General features: G+C 71.5%; 21 protein-coding genes and 1 tRNA gene. 10 read left to right on the plus strand and 12 right to left on the minus strand.

Annotated elements, in window-relative coordinates; all coding sequences use genetic code 11:
• Positions 1 to 32: 32 nt before the first annotated feature.
• From AC1DZA_RS16180 to AC1DZA_RS16210, 7 genes are all read right to left on the minus strand, one after another.
• The gene (locus tag AC1DZA_RS16180) at positions 33 to 671 is read right to left on the minus strand and encodes a response regulator (RefSeq protein WP_476760990.1); all 639 of its coding nucleotides are present in this window, start codon (positions 669 to 671) and stop codon (positions 33 to 35) included.
• On the minus strand, positions 668 to 1,915 hold the full coding sequence (locus AC1DZA_RS16185) for a sensor histidine kinase (RefSeq protein WP_476773522.1): 1,248 nt from the start codon (positions 1,913 to 1,915) through the stop codon (positions 668 to 670). The genes AC1DZA_RS16180 and AC1DZA_RS16185 overlap by 4 nt, the downstream gene beginning before the upstream one ends.
• Positions 1,916 to 1,996: 81 nt before the next feature.
• Positions 1,997 to 2,908, minus strand: coding sequence for an ABC transporter permease (locus tag AC1DZA_RS16190; RefSeq protein ID WP_476773523.1), 912 nt, complete (start codon positions 2,906 to 2,908; stop codon positions 1,997 to 1,999).
• Positions 2,905 to 3,837 carry an ABC transporter ATP-binding protein gene (locus tag AC1DZA_RS16195; protein ID WP_476773524.1) on the minus strand — a complete coding sequence of 311 codons (933 nt, stop codon included), beginning with the start codon at positions 3,835 to 3,837 and terminating at the stop codon, positions 2,905 to 2,907. Before AC1DZA_RS16195 ends, AC1DZA_RS16190 begins: the two co-directional genes overlap by 4 nt.
• An 81-nt stretch (positions 3,838 to 3,918) precedes the next feature.
• Positions 3,919 to 5,229, minus strand: coding sequence for an RNA polymerase sigma factor (locus tag AC1DZA_RS16200; protein ID WP_476773525.1), 1,311 nt, complete (start codon positions 5,227 to 5,229; stop codon positions 3,919 to 3,921).
• Positions 5,226 to 5,636 (minus strand): YciI family protein, encoded by a 411-nt coding sequence (locus tag AC1DZA_RS16205; RefSeq protein ID WP_476761601.1) that lies wholly within the window; start codon positions 5,634 to 5,636, stop codon positions 5,226 to 5,228. The genes AC1DZA_RS16200 and AC1DZA_RS16205 overlap by 4 nt, the downstream gene beginning before the upstream one ends.
• 105 nt (positions 5,637 to 5,741) lie before the next feature.
• Positions 5,742 to 6,482 carry a LysE/ArgO family amino acid transporter gene (locus tag AC1DZA_RS16210; protein ID WP_476773541.1) on the minus strand — a complete coding sequence of 247 codons (741 nt, stop codon included), beginning with the start codon at positions 6,480 to 6,482 and terminating at the stop codon, positions 5,742 to 5,744.
• A gap of 78 nt (positions 6,483 to 6,560) precedes the next feature.
• Here AC1DZA_RS16210 and AC1DZA_RS16215 point away from each other — a divergent pair, with 78 nt between their 5' ends.
• The 4 genes from AC1DZA_RS16215 (at position 6,561) to AC1DZA_RS16230 (ending at position 8,538) form a co-directional block, all read left to right on the plus strand.
• Entirely contained in the window at positions 6,561 to 7,487 is a 927-nt protein-coding gene (locus tag AC1DZA_RS16215; RefSeq protein WP_476773526.1) for a LysR family transcriptional regulator ArgP, read from the plus strand.
• A 61-nt stretch (positions 7,488 to 7,548) separates the two neighbouring features.
• Positions 7,549 to 7,890: a YciI family protein gene (locus tag AC1DZA_RS16220; protein ID WP_476761603.1), complete on the plus strand. Its 342-nt coding sequence runs from the start codon at positions 7,549 to 7,551 to the stop codon at positions 7,888 to 7,890.
• A gap of 1 nt (position 7,891) precedes the next feature.
• Complete coding sequence (locus AC1DZA_RS16225) at positions 7,892 to 8,239, plus strand: YciI family protein (protein WP_476761604.1); 348 nt, start codon at positions 7,892 to 7,894, stop codon at positions 8,237 to 8,239.
• A gap of 119 nt (positions 8,240 to 8,358) precedes the next feature.
• Complete coding sequence (locus AC1DZA_RS16230) at positions 8,359 to 8,538, plus strand: CsbD family protein (RefSeq protein ID WP_130351845.1); 180 nt, start codon at positions 8,359 to 8,361, stop codon at positions 8,536 to 8,538.
• Positions 8,539 to 8,614: 76 nt separating this feature from the next.
• Here the strand turns inward: AC1DZA_RS16230 and AC1DZA_RS16235 are convergent, their stop codons facing one another.
• Entirely contained in the window at positions 8,615 to 9,832 is a 1,218-nt protein-coding gene (locus AC1DZA_RS16235) for a pyridoxal phosphate-dependent aminotransferase (RefSeq protein ID WP_476773527.1), read from the minus strand.
• Between the two features lie 86 nt (positions 9,833 to 9,918).
• Here AC1DZA_RS16235 and AC1DZA_RS16240 point away from each other — a divergent pair, with 86 nt between their 5' ends.
• Positions 9,919 to 12,939: a hypothetical protein gene (locus AC1DZA_RS16240; protein ID WP_476773542.1), complete on the plus strand. Its 3,021-nt coding sequence runs from the start codon at positions 9,919 to 9,921 to the stop codon at positions 12,937 to 12,939.
• 21 nt (positions 12,940 to 12,960) lie between these two features.
• Here the strand turns inward: AC1DZA_RS16240 and dgt are convergent, their stop codons facing one another.
• From dgt to AC1DZA_RS16255, 3 genes are all read right to left on the minus strand, one after another.
• Entirely contained in the window at positions 12,961 to 14,478 is a 1,518-nt protein-coding gene (dgt, locus tag AC1DZA_RS16245; protein WP_476761607.1) for a dGTP triphosphohydrolase, read from the minus strand.
• 20 nt (positions 14,479 to 14,498) lie between these two features.
• Positions 14,499 to 14,906 (minus strand): DUF7144 family membrane protein, encoded by a 408-nt coding sequence (locus AC1DZA_RS16250; protein ID WP_476773528.1) that lies wholly within the window; start codon positions 14,904 to 14,906, stop codon positions 14,499 to 14,501.
• Positions 14,907 to 15,046: 140 nt separating this feature from the next.
• Complete coding sequence (locus AC1DZA_RS16255; RefSeq protein WP_476761609.1) at positions 15,047 to 15,457, minus strand: DUF7144 family membrane protein; 411 nt, start codon at positions 15,455 to 15,457, stop codon at positions 15,047 to 15,049.
• 242 nt (positions 15,458 to 15,699) lie between these two features.
• Between AC1DZA_RS16255 and AC1DZA_RS16260 the strand changes: the two genes are divergently transcribed.
• From AC1DZA_RS16260 to rplA, 5 genes are all read left to right on the plus strand, one after another.
• Positions 15,700 to 15,772: transfer RNA gene (locus AC1DZA_RS16260), tRNA-Trp, on the plus strand.
• Between the two features lie 40 nt (positions 15,773 to 15,812).
• Complete coding sequence (gene secE / locus AC1DZA_RS16265; protein ID WP_130351839.1) at positions 15,813 to 16,088, plus strand: preprotein translocase subunit SecE; 276 nt, start codon at positions 15,813 to 15,815, stop codon at positions 16,086 to 16,088.
• 62 nt (positions 16,089 to 16,150) lie between these two features.
• Positions 16,151 to 17,077: a transcription termination/antitermination protein NusG gene (gene nusG / locus AC1DZA_RS16270; RefSeq protein WP_309974528.1), complete on the plus strand. Its 927-nt coding sequence runs from the start codon at positions 16,151 to 16,153 to the stop codon at positions 17,075 to 17,077.
• Positions 17,078 to 17,219: 142 nt separating this feature from the next.
• On the plus strand, positions 17,220 to 17,648 hold the full coding sequence (gene rplK, locus AC1DZA_RS16275; protein WP_309974524.1) for a 50S ribosomal protein L11: 429 nt from the start codon (positions 17,220 to 17,222) through the stop codon (positions 17,646 to 17,648).
• A gap of 135 nt (positions 17,649 to 17,783) precedes the next feature.
• A complete protein-coding gene (rplA, locus tag AC1DZA_RS16280) occupies positions 17,784 to 18,473 on the plus strand; it encodes a 50S ribosomal protein L1 (protein WP_309974521.1) in 690 nt (229 codons plus the stop codon).
• A gap of 86 nt (positions 18,474 to 18,559) precedes the next feature.
• Here rplA and AC1DZA_RS16285 read toward each other — a convergent pair whose 3' ends face one another.
• Complete coding sequence (locus AC1DZA_RS16285; protein ID WP_476773529.1) at positions 18,560 to 19,177, minus strand: TetR/AcrR family transcriptional regulator; 618 nt, start codon at positions 19,175 to 19,177, stop codon at positions 18,560 to 18,562.
• Between the last annotated feature and the right edge of the window lie 61 nt (positions 19,178 to 19,238).

Raw genomic sequence — 19,238 nt, forward strand, 5'->3', positions numbered from 1 at the left:
TACGCGCGCGGTGCGACGTGGCGGCGCGGCGCTCAGAGCAGGCCGAGCTCCATCGCGCGGGTGACCGCCCGGGTGCGGTCGTTCACGCCGAGCTTCTCGAACGCGTGCAGCAGGTGCGTCTTCACCGTGGCCTCGCCGATGTACAGCTCGCGCGCGATCTCGGGGTTCGAGCACCCGTCGGCGACGAGGGTCAGCACCTGCAGTTCCCGCGGCGAGAGCGCGGGCGGAGCAGCGGATGCCGCGTCGGCGCGCACCCGGGACACGAGCTTCGCGGCGATCGACGGGGCGAGCACGGTCTCGCCGGCGGCCACGGCCCGGATCCCGGCGAGGATCTCCGCCTGCGGCGCCGCCTTGAGCAGGTAGCCGCTGGCGCCCGCCTCGATCGCGGCGAGGATGTGGTCGTCGGTCTCGTACGTGGTGAGCACGAGCACGCGCGTGCCGTCGCCCGCCGCGACGATGCTCGCCGTCGCACTCGCCCCGTCGACGCCGGGCATGCGCAGGTCCATGAGCACGAGATCGGGGCGCTCGGATGCCGCGAGCTCGACGGCTTCCGATCCGTCGGCCGCCTCGCCGACGACCTCGATGCCCTGTGCCTGCTCGAGCAGTCCCACGATGCCGGCGCGCACGATGGGATGGTCGTCGGCGACGACGATGCGGATGGGCCTGCTCATGCGGCGCCTCCCATGGGCGTGGTCGGGTTCGGGCGGGTCGTCGGGTTCGGACGGGTCGTCGGGTTCAGCCGCGTCGGCTCCGTCTGGGCGGGGGAGGACCGCGGCACGACGACACGCAGGCGCGCGCCCCCGCCCGCGCCGGGGCCGAACTCGAACGACCCACCGACCAGCGCGGCGCGGTCGCGGATGCCGGCAAGCCCGAAGCCTCGCTCGCCCGGCTGCGCGTCGCCCGGGCCGGTGCCGTCGTCGGTCACCGTCAGCACGACGTCCTCGCCGTCGGCGACCACGGAGATCGCGGCGTGCCGGGCTCCCGCGTGCTTGCGCACGTTCGCGAGCGCCTCCTGGGCGGAGCGGAGCAGCACCACCTCGAGCTCGCGGTCGAGCCCCGCGGCATCCGCCGTCACCGTGACGACCACGCCGGTCTCGCGCTGGAAGGACGTCGCCAGCCGCACCAGCGCATCGGCGAGGCCGGCGTCGGTGCCGACGGGCGTGAGCGACGCCACGAGCCCCCGCGCCTCGGTGAGCGCCTCGCGGGCCATCTGCTCCATGAGGTCGATGTCGCCGCGCACGGATGCCGCGGGCTCGCCCTCGACCGGCTCGAGGCGGTTGCCCGCCCGCTGCGCCACCATCACGAGGCCGGTGAGGCTCTGCGCGATGGTGTCGTGGATCTCGCGTGCGAGTCGTGCCCGCTCATCGGTGACGCCGGCGTCGCGGTGCATGGCGGCGAGCTGGCCCTGGGCGGCCTGCAGCTCGTCGAAGAGCCGTGCCCGCTCGGCGCCGACCTCGGCGATCCGCGTGATCCAGAGCCCGAGGGCGATGCTGAAGCCGACCGACAGGATCGCCACGCCGAAGCCCGTGATGATCCCGGTCGGGCCACCGTGCACGGTGTAGCCGACGACGATGCCGACGGCCACCATGATGTTCGCTGCCAGGGCGCTCTTGAGGCCCGGCGCGGTGACCCAGACGAACGGGTAGACGAACGCCTGCAGGATCGCGAACGACGGCTCGAACGCCGTGCCCACTGCGATGATGCAGGCGAGCAGGAACGCGATGGCGAGGTGGTGGCCGAGGGTGGCGCCCTCCACGAATCGGCGGGCGTACGCGAACCAGACGACGAGGAACGCGGCGACCGTCGCCCAGGTGCCGTAGTCGGGCGCGCCGTAGGGCGGGTCGATGAGCGACAGCACCACCGTGACGCTCGCCACGACGATCGCGGCGAGGTCCCACCATCGCACGGTGAACATGAGGTCACCCTCTCACGAGTGCCCGTCCGACGGCAGGTGCCGTCCGACGGCCGACCGGCCTCACGCGTCGCGCCTCGTGCCTCACGCGTCGCGGCGGATCCACCGGAACGTGAGCCGGCTGACCACGAGCCCGATGACGAGCCAGGCGAGGAGGGCGACGGCGACCCAGCCCAGGTCCCAGGAACCGTGCTGCTCGAGGGTCTCGAAGTCCTCGGGGAGGAACACCGCGCGCATGCCCTGCGCCATCCACTTCAGCGGGAAGATGCTCGCGATGTTCTGCATCCACTCGGGCAGTTGCGAGAACTGCAGGTACACCCCGGAGATGAACTGCAGCACGAGCACGATGGGGATCACGACCGCCGTGGCGCTCTTGCCGCTGCGCGGAACCGCCGAGAGGGCGATGCCGCAGAGCGCCGACGTGGCGACGCCGAGCACGAACACCCAGGCGAACGTGAGCCACGCCTGGCTCGTCGTCGGCAGGGCGATGCCGAACAGGGTGCCGGCCACGAGCAGCAGCAGGCCCGCCTGCAGCACCGCGGTCACGAAGACCTGCCCGATTTTGCCGAGGAAGTACGACACCGGTGAGAGCGGCGTGCCCCCGAGCCGCTTCAGGGTGCCGTCGCTCTTCTCGGTGGCGATGTCGACCGCGAGGTTCTGCACCCCCGAGAGCAGCATGCCCGCGGCGAGCATCCCCGGCAGGTAATAGGCGCCCACCGAGATGCCCTCCATCCCCGGACCGGGCACGATGTCGCCCGAGGCGCTGAAGGCGGCGGTGAAGATGCCGAGCATGATCAGCGGGAAGAGGAACGTGAAGAACACGGCATCCGGCGATCGGAAGTAGCCCTTGGTCTCGTAGCCGATGCGCGAGGTGCCGAGGCGCAGCAGGCCCGGCCTGGTCAGGCCGCGATCGGTGCGAGGCGAGCGGATCCCGCGTGCCTCCGCGTGTGCCGGCGAGCGACCGTCGGTGGCCGGGGTGGTCGTGGTGCCGCTCATGCGAGGGCCTCCTCGTCGTCGTGCGCGTCGGCGCCGGCCGCGTGCACCAGTCGCAGGTAGATGTCCTCGAGGCTCGGACGGATGACCTCGAGTGCGTCGGGCTCGCCGCCGTGCTCGGCGACGACGGATGCCACGAGCTCGGCCGGTCGCTCGGTGCGCACCTCGCGGGGCGTGCCGTCGGGCTCCCGCCACCGCACGATGGGAATTCGCGCCTCGGGGCCGCCGAGTTCGTCGACCCGGCCGACGTCGACGAGTCGTCCGCCGAGGATGACGCCAGCGCGATCGCCGAGCTGCGCGGCCTCATCGAGGTAGTGGGTGGTGAGCAGGATCGTGGTGCCCTCGGCCTTCATCGACCGGATGAGCTTCCAGAACTCGCGGCGGACCTCTGGGTCGAAGCCGGTGGTCGGCTCGTCGAGGAACAGCAGCTCGGGCCGCCCGATGATGCCGAGCGCCACGTCGACCCGGCGGCGTTGCCCGCCCGACAGCCGTGAGACCCGGGTGCGGGCCTTCGCCTCGAGGCCGACGGCGGCGATGACCTCGTCGACGTCGCGGGGGGCGGGGTAGAAGCCGGCGAAGTGCGTGAGCTGCTCGCGCACGGTGTGCACGCCCGACTCGGTCGCCGACTGCAGCACGATGCCGAGCCGCGCCCTCCAGTCGAGGTCGCCGCGAGCGGGGTCCACGCCGAGCACCCGCACCTCGCCCTCCGTGCGGAGCCGGTAGCCCTCGAGGATCTCCACGGTCGTCGACTTGCCGGCGCCGTTCGGCCCGAGCAGGGCGAACGTCTCACCGCGGGCGATGTCGAGGTCGAGGCCGTCGACGGCGGCGACCCCGCCGTACACCTTCCTGAGCCCGCGGATCCGCACCGCGACATCCGTGCCCGAGGGCAGTTCGCCGGCGTTGGTGCCCGGTCCGGGCGCTGTCGTGTCCATGCTCAGAGCCTGCCGCGTCCGCGCCGCTCCCGGAAGCCGTGGGATGGTCGACTCGGGCATCCACCGATCGGTGGATGCCGATCACCCCGCGCCGACCTCCGCGAGCCGCCGCTCGAGGAACCGGCGCTCGGGTGCCGTCGGCGCGAGGTCGATCGCAGCCCGGTAGCGCCCTGCGGCCTCGGCCGGCCGGCCGCTCCGGCGCAGCAGATCGGCCTGCGCCGCCGGCAGCAGGTGGTACCCCTGCAGGCGACCGGATGCCTCGAGCTCCCCGAGCACGTCGAGCGCCTGCTCGACGTGGCCGGCCAGGCCGTGCGCCACGGCGCGGTTGAGCTCGATGACGGGAGACGGCGTCGCCGCGAGCAGGGCGTCGTACCACGCCACGATCGCCGGCCAATCGGTGTCGTCGGCGGTCCGCGCCCGCGCGTGCACCGCCTGGATCTCGGCCTGCACCCGGTACGGCCCGACCTCGGCCGGCCGGGGCCCGCTGAGCAGTGCGAGGCCCTCGGCCACCTCGGCGGCGTTCCACCGCGTGCGGTCCTGGGTGTCGAGCGGCACGAGGTCGCCGGCGTCGTCGACCCGCGCGGCGGACCGTGCGTGCTGCAGCAGCAGGAGCGCGAGCAGGGCGCGGGCCTCGTCGGCCTCGGGCAGCAGCTCGACGAGCAGCCGCGTGAGCCGGATCGCCTCCTGCTGCAGGTCGAGCCGCAGCAGCCGGTCGCCCGAGCTGGCGAGGTAGCCCTCGTTGTGCACCAGGAACAGCACGGCGAGCACGCCGGCGAGTCGCTCGGGCAGCTGGTCGGGCGACGGCACGCGATAGGGGATGCCCGCGTGCTTGATCTTCCGCTTGGCGCGCACGATCCGCTGGCCCATGGTCGACTCGGGAACGAAGAACGCGCGCGCGATCTCGGCGGTGTCGAGGCCGCCGACCGTTCGCAGCGTCAGGGCGACGCGTGCGTCCATCGGCAGCGCGGGGTGCGCGCAGGTGAAGACGAGACGAAGCCGGTCGTCCCAGTCGGGTGCGGCCGCCGCGAGGTCGGCCGGATCGTCGGATGCCCCGCCGCCCACCAGCTCATCCATCACCAGCCACTCCTTCACCTTGCCGGCTTCGACCGCGCGTCGCCGCAGCACGTCGAGCGCCCGGTTCCTGCCAACGGTCGTGAGCCACGCACCCGGGTTGTCGGGCACGCCCTCGGTGGGCCACCGACGAGCGGCGCGCTCGAACGCGTCCGCCGCGGCGTCCTCGGCCACGTCCCAGTCGGCCGTGGCCCTGATGAGCGTGGCGACGACGCGCGTCCACTCCTCGCGATACGCCCACGCGAGTGCCTCGGCCGCGGCGCGCGCATGCGGAGGGTCGAGCACGTCAGGTGCATGGGGCGCGTCGTCGCCGGCGCTCATACGCCGACCGCGGGTTCGCTCCTCCGGCCGCGCTCGTCGGCCTCGCGCTCCTCGCGGGCGACGGGGTCCTCGTCGACGTCGAACGGCCAGAACGGCCGGAGCTCGATGCGTCCGAATCGGGCCATCGGATGCCGCCCGGCGATCTCGATCGCCTCGTCGAGGTCGCTGCAGTCGAGGATGTCGAATCCGGCGATCCACTCCTTGGACTCGGTGAACGGGCCGTCGGTCACGATGAGCTCCCCGCCACGCACCCGCACGAGGGTCGCATCATCGACGGGCCGAAGCCGGTCGCCGAGCACGCGGACTCCTCGGGCATCGACGTCGGCCGCCCACTCGCCGATGTTGTCACCCGCCGGGTCGAACGGTTCGGCGTCGGGGTCGACGGCCACGAACATCATGTATCGCATGTGCACTCCTCAGATCGCTGTTTCACACGGTATGCATGCGCGACGAACAGGGGAAGGCCGTTTCGACACCCGCGGGGCGAATCTCGGGAATCTGCTCGATCGCAGTCAGTGCGGCAGCACCAGCGAGACGCCGAGGGCGATCATGACGACGGCGATGACCCCGTCGAGCACCCGCCACGCGCGCGGGCTGCCGAGCACCCCGCCGAGGAGCCGCGCGCCGTAGGCCAGGCCGAAGAACCAGGCGATGCTCGCGAGGCTCGCGCCGAGGGCGAACGCCCATCGCCCGTCGCCGTGCGTGTTCGCGACCGAGCCCAGCAGGAACACGGTGTCGAGGTAGACGTGGGGGTTGAGCCAGGTCAGCGCGAGGCAGGTCAGCACGGCCGCGGCGAGTCCGGTGCGACGCACGGTCGAGGTCGGCGTCCGTCTCGTCGCCGAGGGTGCATCGGTCACGACGGCTGAGCGACCGGATGCCGCGGGTGTCCCGGCCCCGGCATCCGATCGCTCCGCGGCATCCGTCGCCGCAGCGGCATCCGCCACTCCGTCACCGGCGACGAGCACCTCGCCACTCGGCCGGATCGCCCGTCGCGCCGCCAGGCAGCCGTACACCACGAGGAACGCGGCGCCCGCCCACCGCACGACCTCGACGAGCCACGGCACCGCGGTCAGGACGGCGCCGATCCCCGAGACGCCCACGATGATGAGCGCGAGGTCGCTGAGCGCGCAGATCGCGGCGACCGCGAACACGTGCTCGCGTCGGATGCCCTGTCGCAGCACGAAGAGGTTCTGCGCGCCGATCGCGATGATCAGCGAGAAGCCGAGGCCGAGGCCGGCGAGCACGGAGGAGATGGGCACGACGTCGACGCTACGGCGGGTCGGAGCGAGAATCCAGCTCAGGATTCTTCAGAACCATTAGCATCGCTTCAGATGGAGATCCCGCTCGACCTCGCGCGCACCCTCGCCGTCGTCATCGACGAGGGCACCTTCGACGCGGCCGCGCGCCGCCTGCGCCTGACCCCCTCGGCCGTCTCCCAGCGCGTGAAGAGCCTGGAGCAGCAGCTCGGCCGGGTGCTCGTCGTGCGTTCGAAGCCCGCCCGGGCCACCGAGGCGGGGGCGGCCGTGGTGCGCCTCTCACGTCAGATCGGGCTGCTCGAGCATGACGCGCTCGCCGTGTTCGGGGTCGAGGTCGAGCCGCAGCGGCCGGTCTCGGTCGCGCTCGCGGTGAACGCCGACTCGCTCGGCACCTGGTTCCTCCCGGCGCTGGCACGCGTCACCGAGCGGCATCCGGTGGTCTTCGACCTGCACCGCGACGACCAGGACTTCACCGCCGGGCTGCTCGAGTCGGGCACCGTGATGGGAGCGGTCACCTCGCAGGCGACGCCGGTCGCCGGATGCCTCGTGCGGCCCCTCGGGGTCATGCGGTACACCGCCGTGGCGACGCCGGCCTTCGCGGCTCGATGGTCGCTGCAGCTCGTCGGCGGCGCCGGGGAACGGCAACCGCGCGGGCACGGGCTCGCCGACGCGCTCGCCGCCGCCCCCGTGGTCGACTTCGACCGGCGTGACGACCTGCAGCGCGACCACCTGACCGCGAGCGGCGTCGACCCCGATGCGCCGCCGCGCCACTATGTGCCCGCGTCGAACGACTTCGCGATCGCCGTGAAGCTCGGCCTCGGCTGGGGCATGCTGCCCGCCTTCCAGTCCGACGCCGAGCTGGAGCGCGGGGAGCTCGTGGCGCTCGCGGGCGACCCGATCGACGTACCCCTGTACTGGCAGCAGTGGAACCTCCGCTCGACCCTGCTCGATGCGATAGCGGAGGCCCTCGCGGCGGAGGCGCAGACCGCACTTCGCCGTTGAGGTCGAAATCGCCGCACGCCGTGCGTCGTACCAGCAGGATGGACGAGGAATGGAGTGCGAGATGGAGATCATGATGTTCGTGGTCGCCGACCCCGGGATCGACGGCGGCGAGGTCGACCAGGAGGCGGTGGCCGAGTGGGATCGGGTGATGGCCGAGCGCGGCGTGCTGAAGCGCGCCATGCGGCTGCGGCCGGCCGACGAGGCGAAGACGGTGCGCGTGCGGGGCGGCGAGGTGATCGTGACCGACGGCCCGTTCACCGAGTCCAAGGAGTGGATCGCCGGCTACTGCCTGCTCGAGGTCGCCGACCTCGCCGAAGCGGAGGCCATCGCGGCCGGCGACCTGCTCGCCCGCTTCGGCGCGCTCGAGCTGCGTCCCGTCTGGCCGCTCGGATCGGAGGACTGACGTGGAGTTCCTGTTCTTCATCGCGACCGATCCCGAAGCCGAACCGTACAGCGAGACCGGTGGGCTCACCATCGACGAGTGGGTCGACGAGATGACTCGTCGCCGGGTCTCGATCACGGGTGATCGTCTCCGCCCGCCCGAGCATGCACGCACCGTGCGCGTGCGTGGCGAGGACGCGATCGTGACCGACGGCCCGTTCACCGAGTCGAAGGAGTGGATCGCCGGCTACGACGTCATCGAGTGCGCTGACCTCGACGAGGCCATCGAGATCGCGTCGAAGCATCCGATGGCCCGATTCGGCCGGATCGAGGTGCGTCGCGCCTGGCCGCTCGGAGCCCCGGACGAGTAGGCGCGAGCGGGTCTAGCGCCTGCGCTGCGCCTGTGCAACCCCGTGACTTCACAGGCCTCGCGGCGTTGACTGGTTCTCAGAGCGCGGCAGACCGCCACCGCTCGGGAAGGAGTTCGACGATGGGTGTCGACGACCGCATTGAGAACACTGCTGAAGACCTCAAGGGCAAGACCAAGGAGGCCGCAGGCAAGGTCACGGACAACGAGCGACTCGAGGCCGAGGGCAAGATGGACCAGGCCAAGGCGGACATGAAGAACACCGCCGAGGACGTGAAGGACGCCTTCCGCGACGACCGCTGACGACCTGCGGGCAACCGCAGTCGCCTGGACGCCCGCGTCACCGACCCTCGAGGTCGGGGCGCGGGCGTCCGCCGTGTCAGCCGAAGAGGCGCTGCAGCCGCTGGATGCCCTCGAGCAGCGGGGCGTCGCCGAGCGCGTAGCTGAAGCGCAGGTAGCCGCTCGGGCCGAACGCCTCGCCCGGCACCGCCGCGACGTCGGCCCGCTCGAGCATGAGGTCGGCGAGTTCGAGCGACGTGGTCGGCGTGACCCCGCCCCACTCGCGGCCGAGCAGGCCCGTGACGTCGGGATAGACGTAGAACGCGCCCTGCGGCACCGGCACGGTGATGCCGTCGATCTTCGACAGCTCCGCGACGATCGTGCGCCGGCGGCGGTCGAAGGCGCGTCGCATCTCCTCGACCGTGTCCTGCGGGCCGGTGAGGGCGGCGATCGCCGCGCGCTGCGAGATGTTGGACACGTTCGACGTGAGGTGGGACTGCAGGTTGGCGGCGCCCTTGATGACGTCGGCGGGGCCGACCATCCAGCCGAGGCGCCAGCCGGTCATGGCGTAGGTCTTGGCGACGCCGTTCACGAGGATCGTGCGGTCGGCCAGCTCGGGCACGGCCTCGACGATCGAGACGGCACGCGGCGGCACGCCGTCGACGTCGTCGGCGTAGGTGAGGTTCTGGTAGATCTCGTCGGACACGACCCAGATGCCGTGCTCGAGCGCCCACTCGCCGATCGCCCGCACCTGCTCGGGCGCGTACACCGCGCCCGTCGGGTTCGACGGCGAGACGAAGAGCAGCACCTTCGTGCGCTCGGTGCGCGCGGCCTCGAGCTGCTCGACCGTGACGAGGTAGCCCTGGTCGGCGCCGGCGAACACGTCGACCTGCCGTCCGCCCGCGAGCTTGATCGCCTCGGGATAGGTGGTCCAGTAGGGGGTCGGCACGAGGACCTCGTCGCCCTCGTCGAGCAGCACCTGGAACGCCTGGTACACGGCCTGCTTGCCGCCGTTCGTGACGACGACCTGGCTCGCGCCGACCTGGAGGCCCGAGTCGCGCAGCGTCTTCGCCGCGATGGCCTCCCGCAGCTCGGGGAGGCCGGCCGCGGGCGTGTAGCGGTAGTTCTTCGGGTCGCGCGTCGCGGCCAGCGCGGCCTCGACGATCGACTCGGGCGTGGCGAAGTCGGGCTCGCCCGCCGCGTAGGAGATGACGGGGCGCCCCTCGGCCTGGAGGGCCTTGGCCTTCGCGTCGACCTTCAGGGTCGCGGACTCGGCGATGGCGGCGATGCGGGCGGAGAGACGGGCGCGTTCGGTCACGGGAGCAAGCCTACGATGCGCCGGGCAGCGCCCGGAGGAGAAAAGACTGGGACGATCGTCCCAGTTCATGTACGCTGCTCCCCGTGATGGCGCGAACCCGACGGGGTCTCCTCGCCGGCGTCGCGCTCACGGTCCTCGTGGCGCTGGGCGCCGGCGTCGCAGTCGTGCTCGGCGACGAGCTCGGCATCCGCAGCGAGCCGTCGGACGTCCCCTCCGAGACGCTCGTGGCCGCGCCGGAGACGCCCACCGTCACCCCGCCGGCCTTCACCGACATCACCGCGCCCGCGACGGTGCGCATGGGGCTGGCCGTCGACGAACTCCGCGATGCGGTCGCCGACGCGGGAACGACCGACGGCACCTCGACACTCGACGTCGTCGTGGGCGACGGCGATGACGACGACGAGACCTACCGGCTCGAGGGGGCACCGGGGGAGCTGCGCCTCTTCGCGGCATCCGAGGCCGGCGCGACGCTCGGTGTCTACGACCTCGCCGCCGCCGTGCGCGACCGTCGCAGCGTGACCGAGCACCTCGGCGAGGCGGTCGACTCGCGCCTCGGATTCCGCATGGTCGACCTCGGCGCGGTCGGCGTGGCCGTCGACGAACCGGCGTGGGCCGCCGGGGACGACTACTCGCACAACTCGAAGGCGTTCGCCGACGTCATCCTCGCGGACGCGCCCTACATCGACGAGGCGGCGCTCGACGTCGCCCGCGAGGAGTTCGAGACGTACGTGCGCCACGCGCTCGCCGAGGGCTACAACGCCATCGCGATCCCGGGCTTCATCGAGTACCTCACCTTCTCGGGCGTCGGCGACGGCACCGAGGTCTACGACGCCGACGACACCCACGTGGCGCGGGCCGAGGCGATGCAGGAGGCGTTCGGCCCGATGTGGGAGTACGCGCACGACGCCGGGCTCGCGGTGTACTTCCGCACCGACATGCTCACGCTCACCACGCCGCTCGAGGAGTACCTCGTCGACCGGTTCGGCAGCCTCGCCACCGACGACCCCGGGTTCTGGGACGTCTACGCCGCAGGACTCGACGAGCTCTACGCCGCGATGCCCTACCTCGACGGCGTGCTCATCCGCATCGGCGAGGCCGGCCGGGTCTACGACCTGCCCGGCTGGGACTACTACTCCGAGCTCGCCGTCACGAGCGTCGACTCCGTGCGCGCGATGCTCACGGCGCTGACCGAGCAGGCCGAGCGCGTCGACCGCGAGGTGATCTTCCGCACGTGGAGCGTGGGCGTCGGCGCCGTCGGCGACATGCACACGAACGACGCGTCGTACGAGGCGGTGCTCGGCGGCATCGACTCCGACGCGCTCATCGTCTCGACCAAGTACACGCTGGGCGACTTCTACAGCCACCTGCCGCTGAACCACACCCTCGAGATCGGGGAGCAGCGCCGCATCGTCGAGTTCCAGAGCCGGCGCGAGTTCGAGAACTTCGGCGCGTTCCCGAACGACCTCGGCGTGCTCTACCAGGAGGCGCTGCAACGGTTCATCGCCGCGAACCCGCGCGTCGAGGGCATCTGGACCTGGACGCAGGACGGCGGGCCGTGGCGCGCCGGGCCGCTCTCCCTCGAGCTGAAGGCCGGATTCTGGCAGCTCTACGAGCTCAACACCGAGCTGGCCGGGCGCCTCGCCCGCGATCCCGATGCCGACCCCGCGGCGATCACCGCCGACTGGGCGAGGCGCTGGTTCTCCGACGACCCCGCGACCGTGCGGGCGATCGGCGAGGCGATGGCCTCCTCACGTGAGGCGATCACCGACGGGTTGTACATCGGCCCGTTCGCCGACCGCCGCGTCTTCGCCATCGGGCTCGAGCCGCCGCCCATGATGTGGATCTTCGAGTGGGACATCGTCACGGGCGACAGCGCGGTGCTCGACGTCATCTACGAGATCAGCCGCGACGAGCTCGACGAGGCGATCGCGGGCGGCGACCGGGCCCTCGCGGCCGTGCAGCGCATGCACGATTCGATCGAGGCGACGGATGCCGCGACCTGGCGTGACCCCGAACTGCGCGCCGCGTTCCTCGACACCCTCGACTACCAGGCGTCGACCTACGAGATGCTCGGCGACGACCGCGAGATGTTCCTGCGCCAGGCGCAGTGGCACGACACCGGCGATCAGGGAGCGTACGAGCGGTGGGATGCCGCGCGGCAGGCGTTCGAGGCATCCGCCGCAGCCCATGAGGCCGCCTACGCCGGCGACCCGTACTACCCGGCGTACAACCTCACGGCCGCGGAGCTCGGCGTGCAGCGCGCGGAGCGCGACCTGCCCATGGCCTGGGCCGCGCGGGTGCTCGTCATCCTGCTCGCCGCGTGGCTCGGCTACGGGATCGCGGCGGGATCCGGACGGGTGCGCTGGCCTGGCGCCCGCGCGGCCCGCGCACTGTGGGTCGCGGCGACGCGGCCGTGGCGTGCAGCCGAGGTCACCGAAGGGCTCGGTCGCCTGGAGCGCGTGCTCGTGGTCGCGGTGCCCGCCCTCGCCCTGGCGTTGAGCCGGGGCATCCAGACCTGGTTCCTCGCACCGTCGCACCTGCTCGTGACGCTCGGCGCGTGGCTGGTCTTCGTGCTCGTCCTGCTCGCGGTGCTGCGGCGGCGCTCGGCGTGGCCCGTGCTCGCGGCCGTCGGCGGCGCGGCGATCCTCAGGGTCGTGCTGCTGCTCGTGGTGCTCGCGCCCACCGGTCCCGGCGGCTACTGGTTCGGCTTCTGGACCGACCCCGATGCGCGCAACGCCTACATCACGGTCGCGTTCGCCGCGTTCGGCTGGGTACTGGTGGCCGGCGCATGGGCGCTCGCCACCCAGGTCGGCGCGCTGCGTGCCGTGGGCGCGGTCGTGGCCGGAGCGGGGGCCGTGCTGGCGGCGTTCGGCAGCCTCATCGGCCTCATCGGACTCGAGGTGGCCCTCACCGCGTGGAACGACGAGATGGGCCTGCTGCCATGGGGCCTCTCGCGCATCCTCGGCATCAGCGTCTACCTCGACATCCCGGCCGACACGGCCTGGTGGGCCGCGATCGCGGGCGGCGTGCTCGTGGTCGTCGGCGTGCTCCTCGTGCTCCTCGGGGGGCGCCGTCGCCGCGCACGGGTCGCGGGATCGCCTGCCTGATCGGACCCGGCGACCGGCACGTCAGAGGTTCTGGCCGATGTCCCAGAGCCGGTCGGGACGGCCGTCGATGGCCTCCGACACCGCGAGCGCCTGGTCGTCGGAGAGCGACGCCACGTAATCGACCACACCGCGCCCGACGCCGAGCTGCATGACCTCGCTCGCGTCGGGGATCGGCACGCCGTCGGGCCGCGCGGCGCGGACGCGCGCGTAGCCGTCGGTGGCGAGCTCGACGAGCTCCTTGAGGCGCTGCGGCACGCGGTGCCGGTCGAAGTCGTCGGTCACCCACGCCGTGAGGCCCTTCACGGCACGCGTGAGCACCCGGCTCAGGCCGCGCTGGTACATCGCGATGTCGGCGCGGTCGAGGATGAAGTGCCGGTGCACGAACTTCAGCACCTCCACCTCGTGCCAGGCGAGTCGGTCGAGGGTGACCAGCCCGGTGCGGGCCTCGGCTGCCGGCGCCGGCACCACCGAGGTCTGCAGGTGGGTGATCCAGCGGTTCGTGAACGACGAGAGCGCCCGCTCCGACGCGATCGACCCGTCGAACGGGATGGCGAGCAGCCCGTCGACCAGGTCGTCGGCGACGACGTCGACGGCCTCGGCGAACGCGTCATCGTCGGCCACCCACGCGTCACTGCGGTGCAGCTTGCGGCGCAGTCCCTCGATCGCCGCGCCCGGCGGCGCCGAGCGGAGCGCGAGCGCCTCGTCGTCGAGCTCGCGCAGGTCGGACCATCCCTCGATCCAGCCCCGGAACTCGCGCGCCACGGCGCCCTGGCTGAGCAGGCCCGCCCGGTAGAAGTCGTCGACGTCGTGGATGGAGTACGCGATGTCGTCGGCGAGGTCCATGATCGAGCACTCGAGCGACTGCGCCAGCGCGGGCAGTCCACGGCGCGCCTCGACGAGGTCGACGGCGTCGAGGTCGTACGCCGAGAACTTCGCCACGTCGACGCCGCCGTCGACCCGACGCATCCCGCGGGGGAGTGGACCCGTGCCGAGGCCGCGCGCGTCGACGAAGCGGGTCCACGGGTACTTCGCGACGGCGGCGCGCACCGCCGCGGTGAGGTTGAGCCCGTGGGGCGACGACTCGGTCACGTCGAGCGTCGCGATGATGCGGTAGGTCTGCGCGTTGCCCTCGAACCCGTCGGCGAGGCCGAGCGTCTCGCGGGCGAGCCGGTCGAGCACGCGTTCGCCGAGGTGTCCGAACGGCGGGTGGCCGAGGTCGTGCGCGCTCGCCGCGGCCTGCACGACCACGGCGTCGCAGCCGTGCTCGACGGCGAGCGGATACGCCGGCGACGCGGCATCCGACAACGCCACCGCGATCGCCCGCGAGACCGCCGTCACCTTGATCGAGTGGGTGAGCCGGTTGTGGATGAGCGGGCCCGCTCCCGGCTGCGCGATCACCTGGGTGACCGCCGACAGCCGGGAGAAGTACGGCGAGAAGCGGATGCGCTCGAGGTCGAGCCGGAACTGCGAGTGCTCGCCCGTGACCTCGACGATGCTCCGCGGCTCGACGATCCGGCGCGCTGCCCGCTCTGCTGTCATGCCCTCAATCTAAGCGGGCCTCAGCGCGCGCTGGTCTTCAGCTCGCGGCCGTGCACGGTGAGTGCGTAGATCACGAGGATGTCGATGGTCAGCACGATGAGCGACCACCACGGCTGCGTCGGGATGGTGAACAGCTGCCCGATGCCGTTGAAGGCGACGAAGATGACCGCCACCACCCGGGCCCACGTGGCGCCCGAGAAGAGCGCGCCCGCGACGAGGATCAGCGCGATGCCCGTGATCAGGTGCCACCAGCCCCAGCCCTGCACGTCGAACACGACGAGGCCGCCCTCGATGCGCAGGAAGTAGGCGCTCGACGGCGCCAGCAGGGCTGTCAGCCCGTGCAGGGCGCTGAACACGCCGGCGACGAGCAGGAGGATGCCGGCGAACCAGCCCCAGCCGACCCAGCCGGTGACCTCGTTGTCAGCCATGGGAACCACACCCTTTCGATGGGATGATGCGCCGGGGCATCCGCGGCGGCGCGGTGCTGCTCCGCCCACCGTAGGGCCGCTCCGGATGCCGCGGCATCACGCCGATCGGGTGAAACCCCGATCGGCGTGACGGGCGACTGCTACCGCGAGTGGGCGACCTTCAGCTCGCGTCCGTGCACCGTCAGCGCGTAGATCACGAGGATGTCGAGGGCGAGCACGATCAGCGACCACCACGGCTGCACGGGCAGCAGGAAGAGCTGGCTGACGCCGTTGATCGCGGCGAGCACGATCGCCGTCACGCGGGCCCATCCGGCACCGGTGAAGAGCGCGAGGCCCACGAGGATCAGCGCGGCGCCGATGATCACGTGCCACCACCCCCAGCCCTGCACGTCGAGGAGCACGAGGCCGCCCTCGCCGAGCACGAAGTACGAGCTGCTGGGCAGGAACACGGCGATGAAGCCGTAGATCGCGTCGATCACGCCGGCGATGATCAGCATGATGCCGGCGAACCAGCCCCATCCGACCCAGCCGGTCACCTGTGTGTCACTCATGGGAACCACTCCTTCCGTGCATGGATGCGCGCGGCACGCCGGCGCGGTGTGCCGCCACGGTATGGCGCGCGTGGATGCCACGGCATCATGCGGATCGAATGAACCGATCCGGGCACGGTTTGGCCGTGGGGCATCCGTCGCCTAAACTTGCTGAGGTTGCGGATATCGGCCAAGCTTCCCCATGCCTGTTTACGGGTGAAGCGCGGCCGCAGAAGCGATCCCACGGAGGTCGATGCCTCCATAGGGCGGTGGCTCAATTGGTAGAGCAGCGGTCTCCAAAACCGCAGGTTGCAGGTTCGAGTCCTGTCCGCCCTGCGAGCCGGCAGTGACTGCCGGCCCACGAAAGGTGTACGAGGTGGCACGCAAGATCATCGACGAACCCAGCGAGGACGTCGTCGCCAACGCGAAGCGCGACCGCGCAGCGCGTCGGAACCCCTTCGCGAGGATCGCGCTGTTCATCCGGCAGGTGATCGCCGAGCTCAAGAAGGTCGTCACGCCGACTCGCAAGGAGCTCGTCAGCTTCACCGTCGTGGTGCTCGTGTTCGTCATCATCATGATGGCGCTCGTGTGGGGCCTCGACCAGATCTTCGGCTGGCTCGTGCTGTACGTCTTCGGAACACCGGGAGCCTGATCGGGCTCCTGGCCCGAACATCCGGCCGCCCCGAGGGCGGAACGAAGCAAAGGAAGCAAGAAGTGTCGAAGACTGAGCGCGACGACGTCGACTGGGCCACCGCTGCCGAGCAGTCCTCAGAGGTCGAGGAGGCCCAGGAGGGCGACACGGCCGAGCACGACGAGGAGTCGGTGGAGCCCGCCGAGCACCGCGCGGTGCACATCGTCGACGACGAGGGCAACGACATCGACCTCGACGCCGTGCTCGACGCGATGGCCGAGGCCAGCGACCCCGAGGCCGACGCCGTGATCGACGACGCCCTCGACATCGACTCCGAGGACGAGGCGCTCGCCGCCGCCGAGGCCACCCAGGAGGAGGCCGACGAGGTCGCCGACCCCTACGAGGAGTTCCGCGCCGAGCTGCGGTTCCTTCCGGGCAAGTGGTACGTCATCCACTCCTACGCGGGCTTCGAGCGCCGCGTGAAGGCGAACATCGAGCAGCGACGCGAGTCGATGGCCATGGCGGACTACATCTACCAGGTCGAGGTCCCGATGGAAGACGTCGTCGAGATCAAGAACGGCCAGCGCAAGATGGTCACCCGCGTGCGCATCCCCGGCTACGTGCTGGTGCGCATGGACCTCAACGAGGAGAGCTGGTCGGTCATCCGCCACACTCCCGGCGTCACGGGCTTCGTGGGCAACGCCCACAACCCGACCCCCCTCCGCTTCGAGGAGGCCTTCGGCATGCTGAAGAGCCTCGTCGAGATCAAGGACGTCGCACCCGTCAAGGGCGCGAAGGCCGGTGCGGCCGCCGGTGCGGCGCGCGCCATCCCCGCCGAGGTCGACTTCGAGGTCGGCGAGACCATCACCATCAAGGACGGCTCGTTCGCCGGCCTTCCCGGCACGATCAGCGAGATCAAGCCCGAGAGCGGCAAGCTCACGGTGCTCGTGTCGCTGTTCGAGCGCGAGACCCCGGTCGAGCTCAGCTTCGACCAGGTCACCAAGCTCTAACCACTCACAGCCAGCGCGCAGCGGCCCTCCGGTATCATCGGGGGGTTGTGCTGCGTCCAGCACACCGACCACCGCAACCCGGATCCGCCGGGCCTGCGGGAGAGTGCCCCGATCGGGGCGTTCGATCAGAAAGAGAGAAATCATGGCACCGAAGAAGAAGGTCACTGGTCTGATCAAGCTTCAGATCAAGGCCGGCGCCGCGAACCCGGCCCCGCCCATCGGCCCGGCCCTGGGTCAGCACGGCGTGAACATCATGGAGTTCTGCAAGGCGTACAACGCGCAGACCGAGTCGCAGCGCGGCAACGTGATCCCCGTCGAGATCACCGTCTACGAGGACCGCTCGTTCACCTTCGTCCTGAAGACCCCGCCCGCCGCGGAGCTCATCAAGAAGGCCGCCGGCGTCGCCAAGGGCTCCGGCGTCCCGCACACCACCAAGGTCGGCAAGCTGACCACGGCGCAGGTGCGCGAGATCGCCGAGGCGAAGATGGTCGACCTCAACGCGAACGACCTCGACGCCGCGTCGAAGATCATCGCGGGCACCGCCCGTTCGATGGGCATCACGGTCGAGTAATCGCCTCGGGCCCACCCGACGCCGTCGTGCGTCACGGGCCCCGAACGGATGCCGCGGCATCCGCTCACCCAGAACTCTCATTCGTGGCAGCGCCCGCCAGGCGCAGATGACCACACTCTCTCAAGGAGAAGCAACATGGCACAGAAGTCCAAGGCCTACCGGGCCGCGGCCGACAAGATCGAGGCCGGCAAGTTCTACACCCCGACCGAGGCCGTCGCCCTCGCGAAGGAGACCGGCTCGGCGAAGTTCGACTCGACCGTCGAGGTCGCGCTGAAGCTCGGCGTCGACCCCCGCAAGGCCGACCAGATGGTGCGCGGCACCGTCATCCTCCCGCACGGCACCGGCAAGACCGCCCGCGTCATCGTGTTCGCGACCGGCCCCGCGGCCGAGGCTGCGATCGCGGCGGGCGCCGACGAGGTCGGCGGCGCCGAGCTCATCGAGAAGGTCGCCGGCGGCTACACGTCGTTCGACGCGGCCGTCTCGACGCCCGAGCTCATGGGCCAGGTCGGCCGTCTCGGCAAGGTGCTCGGCCCCCGTGGCCTCATGCCCAACCCGAAGACCGGCACCGTGACCCCCAACCCCGCGAAGGCGGTCGAGGAGATCAAGGGCGGCAAGATCGAGTTCCGCGTCGACAAGCACGCCAACGTGCACTTCGTCGTGGGCAAGGCCTCGTTCTCGAACGAGCAGCTCGAGGAGAACGCCAAGGCCGCCCTCGAAGAGGTCGTGCGCCTCAAGCCGTCGAGCGCCAAGGGCCGCTACATCCAGAAGGGCGCCGTGTCGACCACGTTCGGCCCCGGCATCCCGCTGGACGTCAACGCCATCTGAGTCGCCTGACTCATCACGAAGGGCCCGCCGGTGCATCCGGCGGGCCCTTCGTCGTTCGCGCTGATCCGCTCGGGTCGATCCAGCGATCAGGCGAGGGCCGGGGATCCGAGTCCGGCGCAGATCAGCTCGGCGAGCGCCCGGAGGTCGATCCCCGGCTCGTCCGCGCGAGGCTCCTCGGCTTCGGTCGCGGCTTCGGCTTCAGTCGGATCCAGGTGGCCGGCCAGCACCCGGTTCGTGAGGATGGCCACCCAGGCCGCGGCCGCCGCACGCAGCCGGCGAGCCGCGATCGGGCGGTGCATGCTGCCGCGCAACACGCGTTCGACGACAGCCTGGACCTGCCCGTGGTGCTCCCGCAGGCCGGCCCCGACCTCGGGGTGGGTGCGGTGCTCGCGCCAGATGATGACGCGCAGCACCGGCGATTCGGCCTGGATCTCGCTGAGCCGGTCCGCCAGGTTGAGCAGGGCTCCCACCGGGTCGCCCGGCTCGATCAGCGCGTCGGGATCGAGCGGCTCGGGGTCGAGCCGCTCCGCCACGAGCGCCCGCAACAGGTCGGGCTTGGAGGGGAAGTAGTAGAAGAGCAGCCCCTTCGGGACCGCGGCGAGCTCGGCGATGCTCGAGGTGGGCGTGGCGTCGAAGCCGCGCTCGGCGAACAGCCCCTCGGCGGCGTCGAGGATGCGGACACGGGCCCCGTGATGCGCGTTCACCCGCGGACTCCGAACGGGTAGGGGGGACGGCGGGATCGGCCGCCGCCCCCGGGGGTCGAGC

It is taken from the genome of Agromyces sp. P2_B3, assembly GCF_056404815.1.